Origin of the sequence: Bacillus sp. JJ1532 (genome assembly GCF_036965085.1) — a bacterium.
In the GTDB taxonomy this organism is placed as follows: Bacteria; Bacillota; Bacilli; order Bacillales; family Cytobacillaceae; genus Cytobacillus.
In genome coordinates this window covers 5791-23352 of sequence record NZ_JBALOW010000123.1, presented here as the reverse complement: position 1 = coordinate 23352, position 17562 = coordinate 5791, and the positions used below count along the sequence as shown (strand labels likewise).

Below are 17562 nucleotides of genomic sequence, written 5' to 3'. Positions count from 1 at the left end.
TACATTTCTTCACAATCTTTCCTTGTTCATATCTTCTGCTGTGTCCAAATTTTATAGATAGTTTGACCGTCTATTTTTGTTTTTTCTGTACAGACATCGACTTGTAAATTGTTATAATCAGCCCATTGAGGGAAAAAAACTGCTAAATATTTAATTACTTTATCATCAGGTGTTGCATATCCTACATTAATTTGATTACCTAAATAAGCAACAAAATCTGGATATAAAGCATCTGCCCATTCTTTAGCTTCAATCTCCGAACCAAAAATACGATTATCCTCTTTATAGCCACCATTTATCCATTTTAAGTTATCCATTTATAGAAACGCCCCCGATAGTTTAAGTAGAAATCTTAAAAGTTGGAGATTTAAATCATTTAAAGTTCCATTCAATATTTATCTGATTTTCTCCGCCAACTCTAAAATAATTCCCTCTGGACCACGAACATAACATAATTTATAACTTTCTTCATACTGCTGTATCTCACTAAAGATTTCCGTGCCCTTCTTTTTCAACTTTGCAACAATGGCTTCAATATCTTCAACAGCAAAGCAAATATGTCGGATACCCAGCGTATTTGCAAAAGGTTGCTGAATATCTTTTTCATCTGATGGCGTATAAAATTTGACTAGCTCTATCCATGCCTGACCATCTGGCATCCCCAATCCTACACATGCCGTTTTAACATCATTAAGCCCAACTATTCTGTCTAACGGTTCTCCATCCAATTCCCATTCCGCTTGCACTTCAAGTCCTAAATCAAGAAAAAACGCTTTAGCCTCTGAAAGATCATTTACGTTTATACTCACATGATCTATTCTATTGATCTTCATATCTCATACCTCCTATGTTCCTGTTATTTTTAATACCTGTATTCGTGTAAGGTTTGTTTGAAATTCTAATTCGCTTAAAACGGGAAAATATCCTTCTTCAACAATCCTGCTTCGTTACTTCAAGTACAAAGTTTCACAAACTCGACTAAACTTTCACCTAGATATCTATGTGTTATTCAACAATCTGGCCCTATAATGAAAATAAGCGCTGTTCCTTATTACAGAAAAGCGCCCGATGTTGAAAAAGAAAGTGCGAAAATAAACAAAAGGACTCCCATTTAGGAAGTCCACTACATGCAATAACACTTCGTTTAAAAGATGAGTTTACTTAATTCTAATCTCTTGTTTTTGAGCCATGAGAGTCGTCATCAACGGTACCTTCTCCCGACTTGTTGTCCAGCGCTTCACCTGCTACAGTACCAAATGGATCAAGAGCAGAAGTTATAGTATCCCCGGGAACAACACCTACATCAGTTCTTCCTGCCTCGCCAATATCGTTATCATCGCGTTTCAGTCCGTTAATATCAGCCATCTATTTCACTCCCTCATTTTTTATAGGGAAGTGCTATTGTATTAGCAGCACTGCCCTGTAAATATTTTTTCCAATAGGGACAATTTTACGAGAAGGGATTAATGTGTAGCGTCTGTAAATTTTTCCAACCCCCTTTTAAAATCCCTTAACAATGTTGAATTCGTTGATATTTCCCTCAAGCTACCAGATATACTTAAGTAAATAAATGGATGAGTGTTCATTTGATCCTCTACTGAAAGATCTAAAATTTATACGATTAATTTAGTTGAAAAATCCTTTCCTAGTTATCACAAGGGAGTGTCCCAAAATCGCGCCCTATAATTGAATTACGGTCATTTTTGCTATTTATGTGATCCTGATCATTTTATTGTTTTTTCATACGTCACACCATCAAGTTCCAATTCCACTTTGTTGTCCCAGTTTAAAAATTCTTCACAAGTTATTAAGTGTTTATTTTTATTCCATTATGAAATTTTATTCTATCCATCTTTATTGGACTATCAAGTGGTACTTTATTATTTAATGTTGAAATTATCATTTCAATATCATAATAATCAGCTACTATAAACTCTCCTGCAGGACTAACTGTTATGTGTCGAATATTGAGGTTGGTCTTCATATTCAATTAATTCTCCATTATTAGCGTTAAGTCTAAATAATTAATAAGATGTTAGGACAAGAACGGCTTCATATTTACTTGATACAGCAACACCTTTAGGAAAGCCACTAAAATTCCACACCATTCAGTTGAATTTTCGTTAGTGAATTTTATCCAACTCCAGCTTTGAGAGTTCCAAGGACTTGAAATATCATAGACCCTTTCTTTGTATTCTCCTGATAAAGGTTGATTTATTACCTTTACTTTGACTATCATATTTGTCTCCCAATAATGGTTCTTCTTCTACTATCGACCCTTTTCATGAAGAAAGACGCTTTCCTTATTTCAGAAAAGATCCCTTTAATGGAATAATTAATTAGTTTCTATTTGCTGGTTTAGATGTTAAAGAAATCTTTTATTTATCTTTCAACTGTTTTAGTAATTCAATTATTTCTTTATTTTGCTCACTTGTTTTTCTCAGCTTCACTTCAAATAATTTTAACGTGAATTATAAGTCCGTAAACGTCCGTTTTAAGCATTTGGAGGTTTTGCAGTGAATTATAAGATTAATCATGGAAAGCCTATAATGGACTGTAAACAAAGAAAAACCAGCTAACACATTGTCAACTGGTTCGTAATCATTACTTTAAATCAACTTTAGGATTAGTATTAAATTTTCCATTTTTATTTTCCTTTTCGTGACCGTGAACTTGATCCCCACCATCACCTTTTTCCTTAACAATCTTTCCGCCTAAACTAACGTTTTGATAGTCCTTTTCTGTCATAATATTCACCTCCAATTATTAAAATGTCCATTAGCAATGGGAATTATAGAATAAAAAAGACAACCTTTGACGGCTGTCTGAAAATGGAGTTTTTTATTGAATTTTTTTAACTAGCATCTACTACTCTTTCCTTCAGAAGGGTCAATAATTTTATAGGTATATTTAATGCCTTCTCTTTTTAAATTGCTCTTACCTTTGATAATTCTTCCATTGAATATCCTATATAAACATCTTCCTTATTAAAGAAAAACATATCCATCCCCCCTTAAATATTACCAAAAGAAACTACTGCTTTTTACACTATCCTTCCCCGATTGAACTAATGCACCCGTTAGCTTAAGTACATTTCTTCACAATCTCCATTTCTCTTACTAAGCGTTACTAAAAAATCTGGCCCGTTTGAGGAACAGTGGTAAAAACTATGTCTAGAATGGTATAACGCTTGACTTCCAGTCAAGCGCTCTCTCACGATGGTTACTTTAACTGTCCCAAACATTATTCCATTTCTTAATTTACGGGTTTTCTCCAAACGACTCCTCTTCGTTCATATTCCATTCGATGTTCAACTGCAGCTGCTATCTCAGCTCCTGAAAACCTCTCAATAATCCATAATCCTAGATCAATTCCTGAAGTAACTCCCCTAGATGTGATTACTACCTTCATCAACAATTCGATATCCTAAGTAATCAGCTCCATATCTAGGAAGTTCATCTTTCGCCAGATAATGCATAGCAACTCTCTGGTCTTTTAAAATACCTGAAGCAGCCATCAAAATGTCACCTGTACAAACCCCTCACACTATCGTACCTTCGTCATGCATAGCCGAAATGATCTGCGTTAACTCCCCCTTCTCCGCCTCCTGTCTCGCACCATGTTGGGCTTTATGGTTCCAGCCACCGCCAGGGATGATTAACAAATCTGGTCTGTTGTCTAAACGTAAAAAATCATGGACCGTCACTTGAACGCCAAAAGATGCGGTGACTTCTTTTTGAGACCCACTTGCGACTAATTCAATCTCGAATAGAGCTCCTGCCTCGATTCCTCGCTTTAAAACTTCATAAGGTGCCAAAGCGACAAGTTCCCCAAATCCTTCAAATAATACAATTTGTATCTTCACCCTCATACTCTCCTTTAAAATCTCAAACATGATAACCCCATTCTACTTTTTTAGACGGGGTTAAAATTAGTTGTTTAATTTTTGATGTGCAAAATTTTTTCGCACTTAAAAATATAACAATAATGTTGTTTAAATCTAAGGGGATAATCCACAATAGCGCCCAATTGTTTAATAAGAAGGCTCTGCCGAACCTTAAAAAGTATGCTAATTTGATTCGTATGACCATATCACTATTGTATTAGCCCCATAGAATACTAGTACCAGCTTTATATTTACTTAAAAATGGGGTTGAGATATGAAAATTCTATTGCTATCAGGAGGTTCGGGACGAAGACTTTGGCCTTTATCTAATTCAGTTAGGGCCAAGCAGTTTTTAAAGCTACTGCCTACACAGCATGGGAAGCCTGAATCCATGATTCAGCGGGTCTCCGGACAGCTGGATGATGCTGGGCTTCTATCATCAACATTTATTATTACCTATGAGAATCAATTGGAGATAATAAAAAACCAAATAGACACTCAGATTCCCGTCATCTGCGAACCGAGTCAAAGAGGTACATTTCCATCTATTGCTTTAGCTTGTGCGTACCTTCATTCCAATTACTATGCAGGTCCTGAGGAAACCATTTGTGTGGTGCCGGTGGATTCCTATGTGGAACCCCTGTTTTATAAGCTGCTGCAAAGCATTCCGGATATTCTGCATATATCTCAGGCTGAGCTTGCTCTGCTAGGTGCTGTGCCGCAGTTTCCGTCAGACCAGTTTGGATATATCCTCCCTAAGCCGGGTCAAAAAGAGGAAATAAGCTGCCTTCCAATAGATCAATTCATAGAAAAACCAGATACAGAAACAGCCCGGCGGCTGATAGAAAAGAATGCTTTTTGGAATTGCGGTGTTTTTGGATTTTCTTTGAATTTTATGATTGAGTATTTAAATAAAATGGGGCTTTCCACTTCTTATAACCAGCTGCTGAAAAACTATGATCTTCTGCCTGAAATCAGCTTTGATTATGAGATCGCTGAGAAAAACAGCAGGTCGATTGTAATTCCCTATTCTGGTTTATGGAAGGACCTCGGAAGCTGGGAGACATTAAGCGGCCAGCTTGAGAGTTCAGTTTCCGGCAAAGGTTCTCTATCAGAGGACTCTAAAAATACACAGATTGTCAATGAACTGTCCATTCCGATTCATGCCATTTCAATCTCTAATAGCATCATAGCTGCCAGCCCGGACGGGATTCTGGTTGCCGATAAGCAGAAGAGCAATGCTATAAAGCATATGGCTGAAACAACCCGGCCTATGTATGAAGAAAAAAGATGGGGCATCTATAAAGTTTTGGATTTTTCTTATACTAGCGAAGGAATGGAGTCCCTTTCCAAGCTGCTTAAAATATTACCTGGCAGAAATATCAGCTACCAGACTCATCAATTCAGACAGGAGACTTGGACAATCATCTCTGGAGAAGGGGAGTTTATTTTGGATGGCCGCCTTGTCTATATTAAAGCAGGAGATGTCCTTCAAATTCCGGTCGGTGCAAAACATGCTGTAAAGGCCATTACACCTCTGGAAATTATAGAAGTCCAATGGGGCGAAAAACTGCAGGAAGAGGATATTATTCGTATTACTGCTTCCTGGGAAGAGACGGTTAAGAATATCATAAAAGAGCGGGAAAGATGGTCTCTATCATCTACTCTACAATGCGTCAAGACTATATGGAAAACGTGTTTGAAAACTATGAAAATCAGGTTTGGGAGGAAAAAGAATTAATCATTATCTTAAATAATGATGAGATGGAGGCGTACAAATGACATATTATCAAGTAGTTTGGAGAGGGCCGGTTCTTGATGCAAGCGGATATGGAATTGCAAGCAGAGAATACGCTCTTGCATTAGACCGTCTTGGTGTTGATCTTATAATTCAGCCGTATACTTGGAATTTCCCCTATGATTTTAGCAATAAAAACAAGAAAAAGAGATTATTGCAGTTAATTGAAAAGCCATTCCAAAAAAACAAACAAAAAATATTAATTTATCATTGTCCGCCTGGAAATATTGATGATATCAAAAAAGAGAGAAAAAATTTTGATCGGATCCTATTTAATACTGTTTGGGAAACAGGAAAGATTCCGAGTCCATGGCTTCCAGTTATTAATGCATGTGATGGGGTATGCGTACCATGCTCTCAAAACATAGATGCCATGATTGAAGGCGGTGTGAATGTTCCTGTGTTTCTGGCTCCTCATGGGGCTGATACACAAGCATTTTACCCTGGAAACAAAAAGCTTTCATTAAAGGAAGCAAAAGGGAAGTTTGTTTTTGTTTCAATTTTTGATTTTCAGCATAGGAAAAATCCTGAAACTTTGCTGAAAGCCTATTGGAGCGAGTTCACTTCTAAAGACAATGTGCTGCTGGTCATAAAAACATATGGCAGCAATCGTAAAAAAATATTAAAGTCTATTTCGCAATATAAAAGAAGTCTTGGGTTTACAAATGAAACTGCCCCTCTGCATGTAATAACGGGCGTTATACCGGAAAAGCAGCTTAAAGGTTTATATACGCTGGGCAATGCATTCATTCTTCCCACTAGGGGAGAAGGGGTAGGTCTCCCATATATGGAGGCATTATCAAGCGGTATCCCGGTCATAGCTACAGGCTGGGGCGGACAAATGGACTTTTTGAATGAACATAATTCCTTTTTACTAGATTACAAGCTGGAGAATCCAAGAAACAGCATGGGCAGCAAAAGTGCCATATCGAGGCTATACCCCCACTTTTTTAAACATGAGGACCATCTGTGGGCTGAAGCCGATCTGGAGGATACAAAAAGACAGATGAGATTGGCCTATGAAAATCCGAATCTGTGTAAACAGAAAGGCCAGCAAGGAAGATTGGATATGCTGAATCTTACCTGGGATAAGGCCGGAATATTATTGAAAAAGGCTATAGAAGAGATTCTTTCTTAAACAGAAAAAATCTCTTCTATATCATTATGGATCTTTTTAGCTATACTTTTCCATGAAAAACGGCTGTTAATATGGTTTTGCCCGAATGCGGCTATCTCCTCCATAAATTTATGTCTGCAGCTGAACTGGTTAAGCTTATCCGCGAAATCCTCTGCCTCAGCATGGATATAGTGCTTGCGGTCAATGAGTTCTAATCCCCGGACACCGCATAAAGTGGAAAACAGGGGAATCCCTGCTGATAAAAATTCTAGCGCTTTCAAATTGACTCCTGCACCGCTAAACATCGGATTGATAGCGATATCAGCTTCAGCAAATAGCTTTAATTTTTTTTTGTGCTGAACCCTGCCCAGTAATTTTACGTTATTTTTCTTAAGCTCTTGAAAAGGTCTGCAGCATTCGCCTGCAATGATAAAGTCGATATCCCGACATTTATCGGCAAGTTGCTTAATGATAAACTTCACTGCCTGAGTGTTAGGCTGGTAATCTGCTCCAATAAACAGAGCTTTTGGCCTTCCGGCAGGCTTCTTTCTGCGCGGAAGCCATTCATCTGGATTGATTCCATTTGGGGCAAGCTTAATTTTTTGAGGATCCAGCCTATAATCTTTAATAAATTCCTCCCTCTCGGCTGCGGATGTGGCATAAATCAAGTCCGCGTGTGAAGTTAATCGCTGTTCTGCTTCATAAATCCGGGGAAGGTATTCCCGCGCCTTTTCATCCTTCCAAATTTGCTTTGCCAGTGAGTAATCATGGTTATGGCTGTTATAAATTCTTGGCTTTTGATCTTTGCTGAAATACAAGTCATAATCCAGTAAATAAGGGGTTTCATGAATAATGATATCGCTTGATTGGTAGAGCTTCTCAAAATACTTTTTGTATAAGGCAGGATAATTGGCAAGCTCCAAATACATAATTAAAGGAAGTTCATAGCCTGAAGCAGCATTATGAAGCTTCTGTCTTATTTGCGAGTAGAGAGGATCCCTTTCCGCTTTGTATTCTCTAAAGCTTGAAGAGTATTTGACGACCTTCTCCTTTTTACTGTTTGTTTGGGATAAAAGAGTAATATCATAATAATGGCTTAATTCGTTATAAATATGAAAATACCTCAATGTGCCTCCACTTGTCGGCGGGAAAACCGTTGGGAAAATATTAAGGACAAGTAATTTTCTCATCATTCCCCTCCTCTTCATTAGTTCCGGGTCACACTTCGAAAAACTTTCAGCGTTTCTTCGGCAGTCTTTTTCCAGGAAAAATGCCGTGACCGAAGACTGCTCTTTTCGCTAAGCTGTTTTCTTGTTACAGGATTTAACAGCTCCATCATTTTTAAAGCGATCTCTTCAGGATTTTCAGGATTAAAATAAAGACCCGCGATGTCTGCGATTTCAGGGATGCTTCCCTTGTTTGAGCAAACGATCGGTGTTTTTGTTTTAAACGCCTCCACCAGGGGAATGCCAAATCCTTCATATAGGGAAGGAAAGACCAAAAAGCTGGAGTTCCAATAAAGAGAAGGCATTTCTTCAGGGGGAACGTATCCCAGAACCCATACCTGTTTTTCTAAAGAACGTTCTCTTATAAATTTCAAAACAGATTGATAAACTCCATTGCTTTTATCTGCATAGCCTGTCAGGACAAGCGGTATGGTGGTATTGTATTTTTCCCTCAGGATCAGAATGGCCTTTAGAAGATTCAGATGGTTTTTGTGCGGATTATAGCTTGAAGGATATATGGCGTATGTTTCGGGCAATTGATATTTTTGTTTCACTCCTTTCATTGTGTTCTTCGCTGGTGCTTGATCAAATATGGCTGGTGCATTGAGGTGAATGACATGAATTTTTCTCTCAGGAATGGAGAGCTGACGGGCTATGGCACCCTTGGAAAAATCCGAGACTGTAATGACAGCATCGAACGAAGCCGTATATTGTTCATAATAGCGATTATTCTCTTCTAATCCGCCGGGGACAAAGTCCGGATATTCCGTATGAAGTACATCATGAATCGTTGCCACAGTCGGAACAGGGATACTTGGGAGATACGATCTGTGCAATGGGCAAAACCAAAGGTCCAGCTTGCATTTTTTGATGGCATCATAAACATCAGCAGAATCCATTAACTTCCGGAACTGAATGATTTTTATTTTTTCATGTTGGGGAAAAACGTTTTTCAGCTTCCGCTTAAGAAAAAGGAACAGGGTAAGGTTTTCCCGGCTGTCAGCCATATGGCCAATTAAATGCGTTATATATTGTTCAACCCCTCCAAACCGGTCTTGAGATAGATTGAGGAGATTAATTCCGATTTTCATCCTGCAGGCCTCCTTAGTCTTCAATTGGTGATTTAGAAGATATTTATTAAATAAACTATTATATTCGCCTGCTCAGATTATCATCACAATGAATTTAATATTAGAAAGGAGAGCAGCAAGAGAAGGGATTCATGCTGAAAAATAAGGAACTGTTAAATTTACCCTTTGATTTCAGCACGAGGCACTCAAGCGTTCTGGTTGCCAAAAAGCTATCTGAAAATCTATCTCACTTTGATGCAATACCTTCTAAAAACTTACATAATTGTTTATCTGTTAGTTCCGGTCCACTAAATTCTATTTCAATTTTTTCTTCAACTAACCTGCTTTTTAGTAAAAAAACGTTCCTGCATATTACTGAAATGCACCTGTTAGCGCAAAATAAAGTTCTATTTTAATGACTTTATTTTTCAGTTTCGTAATCATTAAGAATTATTTTTATAATTCTATATGTTTCATCTGCGATTGTTTTGTTTGATTGTTTATTATAATTGTAGGTTACTAAAGCCTTCCATAAAGCCCAACCTCTTGCCCTATTCCAAGTTTCTTCATCAAAATTCAATGCATTCTTAAATGACTTTCTCGTACTATCATCAAAAAAAGTCCAGGCCATTGCAGCATCACAAGATGGGTCTCCTACACCCAATATGCCAAAATCAATAACCGCATACAATTTACCAATTTTAGTTAATATATTCCCTGGTGCTACGTCACCATGGACCCATACTGGTTCTCCAGCCCATTTTGAAGCTAATGCCAATTCCCAAATTTCTCTCAATATATGTTTATTAAAAGAATTTATATTATTAATGGCATCTCTAAACTCATCATCGTATACAGCAATATCTCCACCTCTATAAAAATTATGTTCCCCAGCTAAGGGACCTCCACTGGTGTCAATTGATTGTAATTCAACTAAAAAATTACCCAATTCAATTGCAAATTGATTTAAATCATCTATATTTTCTAAAGTTAATGTCTCTCCATCCAACCACTTGTTAACAGACCAAGGATATGGGTAATCCTCACTTGGCTCTCCTTTAGCTATTGGTTCTGATATTGGTGTAGAAAGATGCTTGGCTAATATAGGTAACCATTTTTGTTCTTTTTCAACTTGTGGCACATAGGCTTTATCGCTTGGTAACCTAACGCTCATACTTTTTCCTAAGTGAAATGTTCTATTATCATTTCCACTTTTTATAACAGGCTTGATTTCCAAATTAGACCACTCTGGAAATTGGCTATTTATTAACTTCAAAACTAAATCTACGTCAATTTTTATCATTTCATTTCTCCTTATTATTTTAATTATTCATCACCCAAAACCTAGTTATAGTCACGAATTTATTCGATAAGCCCATCCTTAATAACCACTTTAATTTGCATGTATTTAATAAATCATATCCTTACTACAAGGACTCCTTATTCAGCTAACCTGAACCTTTAGTTTAAGTGTAAGGCTTTACAATCTCAGAATATTCCCTCAGTAATCTGGCCCTATAGATAAAGAATGAGCGCAATTTTTCTGGAATTGCGCCCGATTGTTGAAAATCAGATATACTATAGAATGAACAAATAAATATAGATGTATAAACTAACCAATAACGTACCTGTAAAACAAAAGGCATCCAAGAGAAAATTGTCTTCTTGAACAATAAATGATTAGAATGAGGTAAGACTGTACAAAGAAAGATAATATGCCTCAGATAAGAAACATTTAATTGTTCTTTGAAATGAACTTCTTCAATATCAAGAAATGCTATTTTCCTCATCCCTGAACAAATTTTATTACCAATGATATTTACGAAAAAACAGGAATATGCTGAGTTGGGGTGAGAAATTAATCAATTATCCTCTCCAGGCTTGTAATAATTAGGGTCATTTTTATGATCCTTGATGTCATTATTATCAATAGATAATTTTCCATTTTCCTGAAATGTGGCAAGCATGATATTCTCTACTTTTTCCCCCATTTTTTTCACTTCAGTCATTAGCCAATCCATGTTCAGCTTTAGGTATTTTAAATTATGGGAAATAATTTGGCCATCCATGATCAGTGGGATTGGCACATATTCTTTTTTTACCTGTAAGTTTAAATCACTCGGCTGCAAAGGGCGGTAATCAGCCTTAGGGATGACACTTATATCACCAATATCCTCCATAACGGCAATAGCGATATTTTGCGTATCCATGTACCCTTTCATCCGCAAATGGGACAATAATTCATTCACAGGCATTCGTACCTTTTTCAGTCCCTTTCGATCGATGTCCCCATTACGAATCAATACAGTAGGGCTGCTATATAAGAGCCATCTTAATTTATTATGTAGGGATAAACGGACGATAATTTTATAAATAATAAAAGTGATTCCAGAATAGATGATGGCTTTCCCGAGATTATTGACCTCTATCGGTGTACTGATAATATTCGTAAGCACAAAGAAATACAATAAATCAAACGAGTGCATTTCGGCCACGGCCTTTTTTCCTGACAGCCTTAAAAATAAAAATCCGACCAAAAACACAATAACTGCTCGGTAAATTAGTTCCAAATGTGGTTCACCTCTGGGAAATTCGGCTATTACTATCGATAGTATGAGTAGATTCGACCAGATCTAATCTAGGGAAAAATCTTTTTATTAGTATTAAAAATGAGCACTGCCATAGTGCTAATTGGTCCAATGGTAAAATAGCATAACTAATACCCTTGGCTAGACACGTGCAACAACTACCTAGATTGAATTTAAAAAAACAATGATGAATCCATGAAGCAGTGCGCCACCTTAATTTTTCTGGCTCAGCCTCTCGCCCAGATTCCTGTAACTGTTGGTCAATAAGCATCCTAGTTTCCGCATTAAATAATAATTGTCTAGATAGTTAATTAATGTGGGGTTAATACGAATGCTGATCCTTCCATCAGTTTTGTGACATTCATAACTTTTCCTGTAAAATCAGTGTTAAAAATTAACCATTCAGGATTTAGTTTAGATTTAAATATGATGTGTCCGTTAGTTTTTGATACAAGTTGTCTAGAGGTGGTCACAATTGCCTTCCCTTCTCAGATTTCTCGCGTATTCCGCTTCCTTGGACAACATTTCCGGATCCTCGGTCAGCTCCGGCGCCTCAAATACTTGACGCAATTCAATCTGACCTTCCCCATGTCCTTGTGGATCCGGCATCCGCATGGCCCACTCGATGGCTTCTTCCCTCGAATTCACATCAATTAGTATGAACCCAGCAATCAATTCATTCATTTCCGTAAATGGGCCATCCGTGACCAGCGGCTTTTCTCCTTGTTTTGGATACGAAAGCCGAATCCCATTTGAACTTGGGTGAAGTCCTTTAGCCATAATTCGCACGCCTGCCTTCACTAATTCCTCATTGTACATCGTCATGGCTTCCCTGAGCTCTGGGCTCGGAAGATTTCCGGCTTCCGAATTCTTTGAGGCTTTGACAATTATCATAAACAGCATAAAAAGTTCCTCCTTCTTTTTTAAAGGCAAATCCCTTAATTAACATCTTTATAAATACAACGAACCGATATCTTCAAAATCTATCATTTTAAATATTCCATAAAATCAAAGGATATTCCTTCCTATACCCTTCTTCCACTAACCTGCCCGTTAGCTTAATAACCTCAACAAAATAAGCGATAACCCTTTCTGGATCATCGCACCTAATAGTAGAAATGTAAACTTAATGAGATGTTCAATAAAGAATAAAAAAATTAAATAAAAACAAGGTTGATAAGAATAATGAATTTACCTTTAATGTTTTCTAAAAAAATCATTTAGTATGGACGCCAGATTTTCTGGAGCTTCCATATTTATTTCATGCCCTACACCCATAATTGTCCGAATTTCTGCTGTTGCGATTTGATCTGCCAATTTCTCCGATGCCCTTTTATTCGCTTTATCATTTTCCCCACATAAAACCAAAGTATTGCACTGAACCTTTTTTAAGTCGTTACTAAAATCTAATTCCATCATAGAATTTGACAATATAATAAAATCATTTTTGCTGGAACCAAGTTTCTGAAAAGGAGATTCTGGCATAAGTCGAAAAATGGTATTTTGAACTTTAAGCAACATTTTAGGCATTTTGTATTGTGGTGCTATTAAAACCAGTGAGTCAACTCTACTTGGATGGTCAATCGTATAATTCAATGCAACTACTGCTCCTAGAGAAAGTCCAATAAGGACAACTGGCTCGGAATATTCTTCTATGTATTCAGAGAAAGCGGTGTATAGATTGTTGTAAGTAGGCTCTTTATCTTTCAAAAGGTTAAACAAATCAGGATTTGAAATTTGAGTTGTATCACCCATGTAAGAAATAGTTTTCTCCCAACTTGAGGAACTTTGCCCTAAACCATGAACGAAGATGTATCTCATTAAAGTATCCTCCATCTTCATAAATTCTATATATTGATAATACCTTACAAACTAAATCATTTCTATTTTTTAGTAATAATGCACCTATTTCTTATTGAACTATTGCATCCGTTAGTTTAAGTGTATAATTTCACAATCACTTTATAAGATATAGATTTGTCAACTCCACTCATTTTGTTAGTTTCTCCGCTACAACATTAAAATTAGTTGTTGATGTTGATTCTTCATATAAGAAAGTAATTTTATAATCTATTACTTCATTCGTTTCTATTTTAAGAATTGATGTTGTTACTGTACCATCCCCGACATAAGTTAACCGACTATTATCGGCGATTTCGTAAATTTTTACACCATCTACTTCATTTACTGCAAAACCTATTCTTTGAATCGTATCTCCGTAAATAAAAGCAAGATTGCAACTATTATTTTCTGTTTTATCGTAAAAAGAAATAACCGCCTTTAACATTGGTAATTTATCATCTTTCACTAATATATAATCAAAGATTTCATAATTATTATAATCTCTGTTCATCTTAAATGTTGCTATTGCGTCATCCTTGGTATAATTCTTTTTAACTGATGTTTGTTGATTTTGATTCAATGAAGAATCTGGATATTCCGATACACTCTGAGTAGTATTAGAACATCCTATTAGGGTTAAAGACAAAAATATCACTAAAGTTAATCTTAGTTTCATACATTTTTCCTCCCTACTTAAAAATTATTAATAAATTAACATGATTTCCACATGATTTTAGTTAAAAACCTTAAAGATAGGGCATGAAACCTTTCATATTTTAGGCTTATTAATTGTATTCCTTGTTGTATAAAAGCACCCTTTACTTGAATAACCAAACATCACTTCACTTTTTTACGAAATTTAAAATCCACCTTATAATTCCAATAACCAGAATAAGAACCCCATTAGCTAATGTTATAAGTCCTAAAAATGCTCCACCATAGCCTGCACCTTCTCCTGTTCCTCCAGAACTCCAATCATAAAAATGAAGAAATAATGCACCACTTGAAAAACCAATCATTGGGGCAAGTACCATCATTAAGATGCCTGATACCATAAGATTCAATTTTCCCTTTTTAAACAATGTAAAGAAAACAACATTAAGCGATATTATAATTAAGATGAATAATGTCAAAATTAAATTTCCCTTAATATATCCCCCTATCAGTTAAATTTTACCACAAATAACCATCATCCTTGTTGAACTATTCTGCCACTTTAGTTGAACAAGAAAAAAGAGCCGTCTAAGCAGCTCAACGATCTTCAAGTAAAGCACCCATTAGTGAAATAAAACTTATAAATGCAAAACACTATGAACAAAATTATTTGCATTCTCTGCGTCTTTTTTTCTAACAGAAACAACATATTGTTGTTTATAATTCTTGTTCATTCCGAAACTTCCAAAGTTTCCTCTCGATGTACCAGGTCCCAACCATTTTCCTGAAGGATCAATAACTTTATAGGTATATTTAATACCTTCTCTTTTTAAAATTGCTCTTACCTTTGAAAATTCTTCCATTGAAAATCCTATATAAACATCTTCTTTATTAAAGAAAAACATATCCATCCCCCCCTATTACCACAACTACTGCTTTTTACACTATCCTGCACCTTTAGTTGAACAAGAAAAAAGAGCCGTCTAAGCAGCTCAACGATCTTCAAGTAAAGTAGAATTGTTAAAACTTTATATCTTTCGGTAATGGGTTTTCCAGCTTAACACGATGAAAAACTCTTTCTTCCTTAAATTAACAGGTTTGAGGTACTCTCCCATTCAGACTTAAGAATTGAATATTGATATTCGTCAATCCACTGTCCTTTTGACATGTAATTTTGTAAAAAATGCCCTTCTCGCTTCATACCAACGCGTTCAAGTAAAGCAATAGACTTGTTATTTCTAACATCTGTATGTGCAATTACTTTGTGTTTTCCTAATACATTAAATATATAATCCAATAACGCACTAACAGCCTCACTTGCATATCCATTCCCCTGGTATCCTGGAGAAAGAGTAAACCCGATTTCTACAATATTGGGTTCGTCTAAAAGCGTATGAAGTGCACAATCTCCAATGAGTTGATTAGTCTCAGCTAAAGCAATGGCAAACTGGAACCAAGTACCTGGTTGATTAGGGTTATTTTTACTTTGTTCATTAACGAACGATTCGGCTTCGTGATATTGATAATTCTCCCATGATTGAAATTTAGCAACTTCAGAATTTGAACGATAAAAATGGAAGTCATCAGTGTCGTTAAGACTAAATCTTCTTAAAATAAGACTTGTTGTTTTTGCGAAAATTTGATTGTTTTTTTCCATGGTTTTTCCTTCCTAAACTTTCGTCAAGTAGATTTCATTGTTAACTGTTTTGCGGTTTTACCACCAGAAGCGGTCAGCCTCTATTGTGATAAAGCCCCCGTTACTTGTCTAAGGTACTAGCCTCACTCTTTTATTCTAAGTTGTCGTCTAAGTTCTTTAAATGGAGTAGCATAAGAGTCCTCATATTTCTTAATATATTGTGTTAACATAGACCAATTACTTTCGAGGTGAGGATGTATCTGGGTGGTGTCAGCAAGACTATAAAGTTCAATTAAGAAGTAAAGGGTTTCCCTACTAAAAAGTCATCCCCTAATTGTAATAAAACCTCAATAACATTTGGAATGTAGTTAAACGCTTCTTTGGGAGACATTCCCTTAGTAATTAATTCGAAGGAATTACTAAAATACCACTCATCTTTGTCTAATTTATCTTCCCATTCCACAAATATTTCTAATAACCTATTATCCATTGTCATCACGCCCAAGATTGCAATTTTATATACATATTTTATCACTTTTTGTTCAACAATCTGGCCCTTTTCATGAAGAAAGACGCTTTCCTTGTTTCAGAAAAGCGCCCTTTCGTATTATAAGGTCAGCCAGATAAGAAAATATTTCTTGTTGACGATTTTTAATAGGGTTTTATTTTTAACGGTAGCCAGGGTAAAATGTAACTGCCCATGGGACTTAGATCCCGTTAAAGTAAACAGTTTACCCCCTCCTTGTAGAAACACGTTGAGGCTGGTTGGGACATAAATCTAGAATAACAAGCAAAGCTGTGACACTGCAAGAAGGAAGAATTAGGGGTACCTGCAAATAAGAGATTAGGAGATGATGAGGATGAATCCAGTCGTTGGACTGGAAATTTCAAAAGGAGAAAGTCGGTTCAAGCTTTTGTAGATAAGGGAAACCTTTTTGTAAGGGCTTTAAAGTATCCATACTCTTGAGAGGCTTGGATTACTTGTAGAGTTCTTAGATCATGAACAGAAAGAAACAGGTCAGAAGAAGCCAGAAGCCCTCAGTGATTCTAGAAGCATCTTGGACACTATCAAACACCAGTTGTCCAATATCTAGATGAACTTGGATATTTATTAATTATTATTAATCCTTTAATTTCGTATAAGGCAAAGAGTTCAAGTCTAACTTTTGAACTCTTGCACTAGTTAATTAAGTAAAGTATGTCACATATTGTAGTTCATTTATTCTTTAAATGATAACCCTACTTCTTCTAATGAAGTTCTCAAAATAGGTAAGGAAGCTGGCCCAATACCATGAATTTTTAAAATTTCTTTTTCAGTGTACTTTGATAGTTCCTTCAAAGTGTCAATCCCTTCGTGAACCAATGCATTTCTTGCAGGTGAACTGAGTTTCGAAAGAAAGCCACTTTTAGGCTTATTCTCTTTATCACAGGTAGGACAACTTGGACACTCACTACTTTTGTAATACTTATGTCCTTTTTCACAAATCCTTAAACTTTTTTCTACTGTCAAAATAAACTCCTCCAAATAAATTCTGTATCCAATTTTAACATATTATATTTTGCATATTAGTTATACAATATCTACAAAACAATGTTTGTCCCTATTCAGGAATGCTGCCCCGAATGCTGAATATAGAATATACAACCTAAAAGCTACTTATACTTAAACCCTAGCTACCCTTTAGGTTGAGTAAATTTTTTTCAAGAATAATTTTATGTATTCCTTTTTCATCGGTATACGTATC

General features: G+C 36.1%; 19 protein-coding genes and 1 pseudogene. 2 read left to right on the top strand and 18 right to left on the bottom strand.

Annotated features, from left to right (window positions below):
* Window positions 1–26 precede the first annotated feature (26 nt).
* From V7122_RS24725 to V7122_RS24700, 6 genes and pseudogenes are all read right to left on the bottom strand, one after another.
* Entirely contained in the window at window positions 27–317 is a 291-nt protein-coding gene (locus V7122_RS24725) for a hypothetical protein (protein ID WP_335490299.1), read from the bottom strand.
* A 78-nt stretch (window positions 318–395) separates the two neighbouring features.
* Window positions 396–833 (bottom strand): VOC family protein, encoded by a 438-nt coding sequence (locus V7122_RS24720; protein WP_335529809.1) that lies wholly within the window; start codon window positions 831–833, stop codon window positions 396–398.
* Window positions 834–1167: 334 nt separating this feature from the next.
* Window positions 1168–1365: a hypothetical protein gene (locus V7122_RS24715; protein WP_335490297.1), complete on the bottom strand. Its 198-nt coding sequence runs from the start codon at window positions 1363–1365 to the stop codon at window positions 1168–1170.
* Window positions 1366–2035: 670 nt separating this feature from the next.
* Window positions 2036–2239, bottom strand: coding sequence for a hypothetical protein (locus V7122_RS24710; RefSeq protein ID WP_335529807.1), 204 nt, complete (start codon window positions 2237–2239; stop codon window positions 2036–2038).
* Between the two features lie 365 nt (window positions 2240–2604).
* Window positions 2605–2748 (bottom strand): hypothetical protein, encoded by a 144-nt coding sequence (locus tag V7122_RS24705; RefSeq protein ID WP_217039188.1) that lies wholly within the window; start codon window positions 2746–2748, stop codon window positions 2605–2607.
* Window positions 2749–3255: 507 nt separating this feature from the next.
* Window positions 3256–3865 (bottom strand): annotated as a pseudogene (locus tag V7122_RS24700) (DJ-1/PfpI family protein).
* A 295-nt stretch (window positions 3866–4160) separates the two neighbouring features.
* Here V7122_RS24700 and V7122_RS24695 point away from each other — a divergent pair.
* Complete coding sequence (locus V7122_RS24695; RefSeq protein ID WP_335529805.1) at window positions 4161–5627, top strand: sugar phosphate nucleotidyltransferase; 1467 nt, start codon at window positions 4161–4163, stop codon at window positions 5625–5627.
* A gap of 37 nt (window positions 5628–5664) precedes the next feature.
* The gene (locus V7122_RS24690) at window positions 5665–6822 is read left to right on the top strand and encodes a glycosyltransferase (protein ID WP_335490871.1); all 1158 of its coding nucleotides are present in this window, start codon (window positions 5665–5667) and stop codon (window positions 6820–6822) included.
* On the opposite strand, the gene V7122_RS24685 is transcribed toward V7122_RS24690, so the two are convergent.
* The 12 genes from V7122_RS24685 to V7122_RS24630 form a co-directional block, all read right to left on the bottom strand.
* A complete protein-coding gene (locus tag V7122_RS24685) occupies window positions 6819–7991 on the bottom strand; it encodes a glycosyltransferase family 4 protein (protein WP_335529803.1) in 1173 nt (390 codons plus the stop codon). The two genes, V7122_RS24690 and V7122_RS24685, sit on opposite strands and share 4 nt — an antisense overlap.
* 17 nt (window positions 7992–8008) lie before the next feature.
* On the bottom strand, window positions 8009–9118 hold the full coding sequence (locus V7122_RS24680; protein WP_335529798.1) for a glycosyltransferase family 4 protein: 1110 nt from the start codon (window positions 9116–9118) through the stop codon (window positions 8009–8011).
* A gap of 400 nt (window positions 9119–9518) precedes the next feature.
* A complete protein-coding gene (locus V7122_RS24675; RefSeq protein ID WP_335529796.1) occupies window positions 9519–10400 on the bottom strand; it encodes an aminoglycoside phosphotransferase family protein in 882 nt (293 codons plus the stop codon).
* Window positions 10401–10959: 559 nt separating this feature from the next.
* The gene (locus V7122_RS24670; RefSeq protein ID WP_335354908.1) at window positions 10960–11667 is read right to left on the bottom strand and encodes a DUF421 domain-containing protein; all 708 of its coding nucleotides are present in this window, start codon (window positions 11665–11667) and stop codon (window positions 10960–10962) included.
* A 477-nt stretch (window positions 11668–12144) separates the two neighbouring features.
* Window positions 12145–12588 carry a YciI family protein gene (locus V7122_RS24665; protein ID WP_335529794.1) on the bottom strand — a complete coding sequence of 148 codons (444 nt, stop codon included), beginning with the start codon at window positions 12586–12588 and terminating at the stop codon, window positions 12145–12147.
* A gap of 294 nt (window positions 12589–12882) precedes the next feature.
* Complete coding sequence (locus V7122_RS24660; protein ID WP_335529791.1) at window positions 12883–13506, bottom strand: alpha/beta fold hydrolase; 624 nt, start codon at window positions 13504–13506, stop codon at window positions 12883–12885.
* Between the two features lie 169 nt (window positions 13507–13675).
* Window positions 13676–14203 (bottom strand): hypothetical protein, encoded by a 528-nt coding sequence (locus V7122_RS24655; RefSeq protein WP_335529788.1) that lies wholly within the window; start codon window positions 14201–14203, stop codon window positions 13676–13678.
* Between the two features lie 166 nt (window positions 14204–14369).
* Entirely contained in the window at window positions 14370–14660 is a 291-nt protein-coding gene (locus V7122_RS24650; RefSeq protein WP_335344345.1) for an inner-membrane translocator, read from the bottom strand.
* Window positions 14661–14819: 159 nt separating this feature from the next.
* Window positions 14820–15086: a hypothetical protein gene (locus tag V7122_RS24645; RefSeq protein WP_335344344.1), complete on the bottom strand. Its 267-nt coding sequence runs from the start codon at window positions 15084–15086 to the stop codon at window positions 14820–14822.
* A 179-nt stretch (window positions 15087–15265) separates the two neighbouring features.
* Window positions 15266–15838 (bottom strand): GNAT family N-acetyltransferase, encoded by a 573-nt coding sequence (locus V7122_RS24640; protein ID WP_335344343.1) that lies wholly within the window; start codon window positions 15836–15838, stop codon window positions 15266–15268.
* 271 nt (window positions 15839–16109) lie between these two features.
* On the bottom strand, window positions 16110–16307 hold the full coding sequence (locus V7122_RS24635) for a hypothetical protein (protein ID WP_335344342.1): 198 nt from the start codon (window positions 16305–16307) through the stop codon (window positions 16110–16112).
* Window positions 16308–17036: 729 nt separating this feature from the next.
* Entirely contained in the window at window positions 17037–17327 is a 291-nt protein-coding gene (locus V7122_RS24630) for an RNA polymerase alpha subunit C-terminal domain-containing protein (RefSeq protein WP_335344341.1), read from the bottom strand.
* Window positions 17328–17562 lie beyond the last annotated feature (235 nt).

Bases quoted from the DNA above. Each gene is read 5' to 3' on its own strand.
- V7122_RS24660 (WP_335529791.1), bottom strand. From the start codon at position 13,506: ATGAGATACATCTTCGTTCATGGTTTAGGGCAAAGTTCCTCAAGTTGG.
- V7122_RS24695 (WP_335529805.1), top strand. From the start codon at position 4,161: ATGAAAATTCTATTGCTATCAGGAGGTTCGGGACGAAGACTTTGGCCT.
- V7122_RS24680 (WP_335529798.1), bottom strand. From the start codon at position 9,118: ATGAAAATCGGAATTAATCTCCTCAATCTATCTCAAGACCGGTTTGGA.
- V7122_RS24655 (WP_335529788.1), bottom strand. From the start codon at position 14,203: ATGAAACTAAGATTAACTTTAGTGATATTTTTGTCTTTAACCCTAATA.
- V7122_RS24635 (WP_335344342.1), bottom strand. From the start codon at position 16,307: ATGGATAATAGGTTATTAGAAATATTTGTGGAATGGGAAGATAAATTA.
- V7122_RS24720 (WP_335529809.1), bottom strand. From the start codon at position 833: ATGAAGATCAATAGAATAGATCATGTGAGTATAAACGTAAATGATCTT.
- V7122_RS24665 (WP_335529794.1), bottom strand. From the start codon at position 12,588: ATGCTGTTTATGATAATTGTCAAAGCCTCAAAGAATTCGGAAGCCGGA.
- V7122_RS24705 (WP_217039188.1), bottom strand. From the start codon at position 2,748: ATGACAGAAAAGGACTATCAAAACGTTAGTTTAGGCGGAAAGATTGTT.
- V7122_RS24690 (WP_335490871.1), top strand. From the start codon at position 5,665: ATGACATATTATCAAGTAGTTTGGAGAGGGCCGGTTCTTGATGCAAGC.
- V7122_RS24685 (WP_335529803.1), bottom strand. From the start codon at position 7,991: ATGAGAAAATTACTTGTCCTTAATATTTTCCCAACGGTTTTCCCGCCG.
- V7122_RS24640 (WP_335344343.1), bottom strand. From the start codon at position 15,838: ATGGAAAAAAACAATCAAATTTTCGCAAAAACAACAAGTCTTATTTTA.
- V7122_RS24710 (WP_335529807.1), bottom strand. From the start codon at position 2,239: ATGATAGTCAAAGTAAAGGTAATAAATCAACCTTTATCAGGAGAATAC.
- V7122_RS24715 (WP_335490297.1), bottom strand. From the start codon at position 1,365: ATGGCTGATATTAACGGACTGAAACGCGATGATAACGATATTGGCGAG.
- V7122_RS24645 (WP_335344344.1), bottom strand. From the start codon at position 15,086: ATGTTTTTCTTTAATAAAGAAGATGTTTATATAGGATTTTCAATGGAA.
- V7122_RS24675 (WP_335529796.1), bottom strand. From the start codon at position 10,400: ATGATAAAAATTGACGTAGATTTAGTTTTGAAGTTAATAAATAGCCAA.
- V7122_RS24725 (WP_335490299.1), bottom strand. From the start codon at position 317: ATGGATAACTTAAAATGGATAAATGGTGGCTATAAAGAGGATAATCGT.